We start from the raw sequence: 2,101 nt of genomic DNA on the forward strand, positions 1-2,101 counted from the left end.
AAAGCGTTTAAACCGTTATTATCCTGATTTAGAATAAATAACACTAAGGTTCATTACAAAATCCTGATTAGAGGAGGCTTTATGGCACCTGAAAAAACCAAATCATCCAAAATATTGGATAATTTATACCTGTTTTGTCAAATTCAGAGAAAATGCCTGTGTTTTGCTGAAGGCAGGGTTTGAATGGGGTGCATTTTTTTGGTTTTGATTGTGGGTTTGGGGTTTGGATGGTTCTATTTTTGGATTTGGGGATTATAAAACACCACAAGCGGCGTTTGAATCAGGTATAACTATGAGCAAAAGAAAGTTGGGTTTAGCATCTGAATTTAGATTCAAAAATTAAAGGAGCATTAAGTATGTTTTATCAAGAATTGGTTGAGTTATGCAAAGGTCTCAAATTAACAGTCTTTACATTAATTGGTCTGATTGCTATCTTAGCAAACCCCGCATTCTCCTTTGACAAAACTCATCACAAATCTAGCGATTCTGGTATTAATTTTCAAGTTCGTATTCAACATGACAAGGGGCTGTGTTCAGGCTCCCTCCTTTCTAAAAAGATTGTGATAACTTCAAAATATTGTCTGGGATCTAATACCACTATAATGGTTTATTACAACAACATACCCTACAAAGTAAAGGCAATTCACCGGTTTGGGGCATTCAAGGCAGTAGATCAAAAATTTAAAACAAACAAAATAGCCTATGAAGATTTGGCCATAAAGGCAGTAGATCAAAAAATTAGAACAAACAAAACAGCCGATAAAGATTTGGCTGTCTTAGAATTGCAAAATGCAGTTGCTGGAGACAACATTAACTTCGTAAAAATACCGACAATAACGCAAGAACGAGCAGCATTTACGAACAAAACTGCTTTGACTTTATTCGGATTTTGGGGAGACCCACATCACTCTATTTTTGGTTATGCTAACGAATACTTGCATACCGATAATCACGCTAGTGAATCCAAAAAGATTGTGCCAGTCACGAATTGCCCCAAAGGGACGAATGATGGCAGTTATTTTTGCACACAAACCCCAGACAAGTCGTATAAACCCCTTGCCAAAGTTGGAGACAGTGGTGGTGCTGTTACCTTTAAAGAAGATAACGAGTATTACATTCTTGGTGTTATTAGTACGCCAAATTATTATCCTCGATTGGGGGCTTTAGATACCAGAAAATGGTTGAATAAATTTTATCTTGAGTTAAGTCATTGGAAGGATTTCAACAGCAACAAAGAGGCTCATATTGGTGATATGTATATTTATGACGACACGTACAACCATTCAACAGAATATTTTGGACTTATACGACTTGATTCTCCTAGCATGAGATACTGGTATTTCCCTGCTAATAAAGAGCATACTTTTTACTGGGCTTATTTAGGCGAAGATCCACAACTAGCCCGTAATAAACTTGATATGATTGTTAGTATGAACCTATGGGGTCAAAACGATCGCAAGGGTCAGGCTGGTGATATCTTTGTTTATGTTAATTTCTATACCAATAAGATAGAAATGTTTACCTTAAACGCTGCTTGTACTGGTGATCGAAAATATTGGTTTTTCCCTATTGATGCAAGTAATAATGACTGTTGGTCATATGATGGATTATTTTCTGACTATGTTAAAAACAAAAAATCCAAACCTAAGCAACCTCAACTTAAACTCAAGCCTGAGCCTTTGTTTCGTTCTAAGACTCCCAACCCTTTTTAAACAAATGTTACTAAATCAATACAGACAAGAGGTCAAGTAAACTTCTTTTTGTAAATTACCATCTATTCCATCGATTTCTCGTTCATTAAAAAAAACCTACCCGTTATTATTGTCTAAAGACAAATAAGCCTTAGAGCTTTGCCACTGCTCTGAGACTTCCATCACCACGACCGTAACCAGCCTCAAACAAGAATCCTCATTAGCAAATATTTTAACTACTTTTGTTCGCTGTTTAACACTTTGATTAAGTCGCTCAATCATATTGCTTGTTCTTAGTCTCTTCCTGTTAAATTCACACAAATCCAAGCCAAACACTGTTAAACCTTCAGGGATATTACCCTCAGCCACCCACTGGGTGAGCTTTGGCATACTGTCTTGATGAGACCTTT

At 36.5% G+C, this 2,101-nt stretch carries 2 protein-coding genes; one reads left to right on the forward strand and one right to left on the reverse strand.

Going from position 1 to position 2,101, the window contains the following annotated elements; all coding sequences use genetic code 11:
- Positions 1–356 precede the first annotated feature (356 nt).
- A complete protein-coding gene (locus BBROOKSOX_RS10365) occupies positions 357–1,712 on the forward strand; it encodes a trypsin-like serine protease (protein ID WP_139661692.1) in 1,356 nt (451 codons plus the stop codon).
- A 96-nt stretch (positions 1,713–1,808) separates the two neighbouring features.
- Here BBROOKSOX_RS10365 and BBROOKSOX_RS10370 read toward each other — a convergent pair.
- Positions 1,809–2,101 (reverse strand): transposase (locus tag BBROOKSOX_RS10370; protein WP_180324000.1); only part of this gene is annotated, 293 nt, incomplete at its 5' end.

The organism is bacterium endosymbiont of Bathymodiolus sp. 5 South (assembly GCF_900128535.1).
Classification (GTDB): Bacteria; Pseudomonadota; Gammaproteobacteria; order PS1; family Pseudothioglobaceae; genus Thiodubiliella.

What these genes read in the sequence shown, in the direction of transcription:
- BBROOKSOX_RS10365 (WP_139661692.1), top strand. Translation starts at nt 357, where the DNA reads ATGTTTTATCAAGAATTGGTTGAGTTATGCAAAGGTCTCAAATTAACA.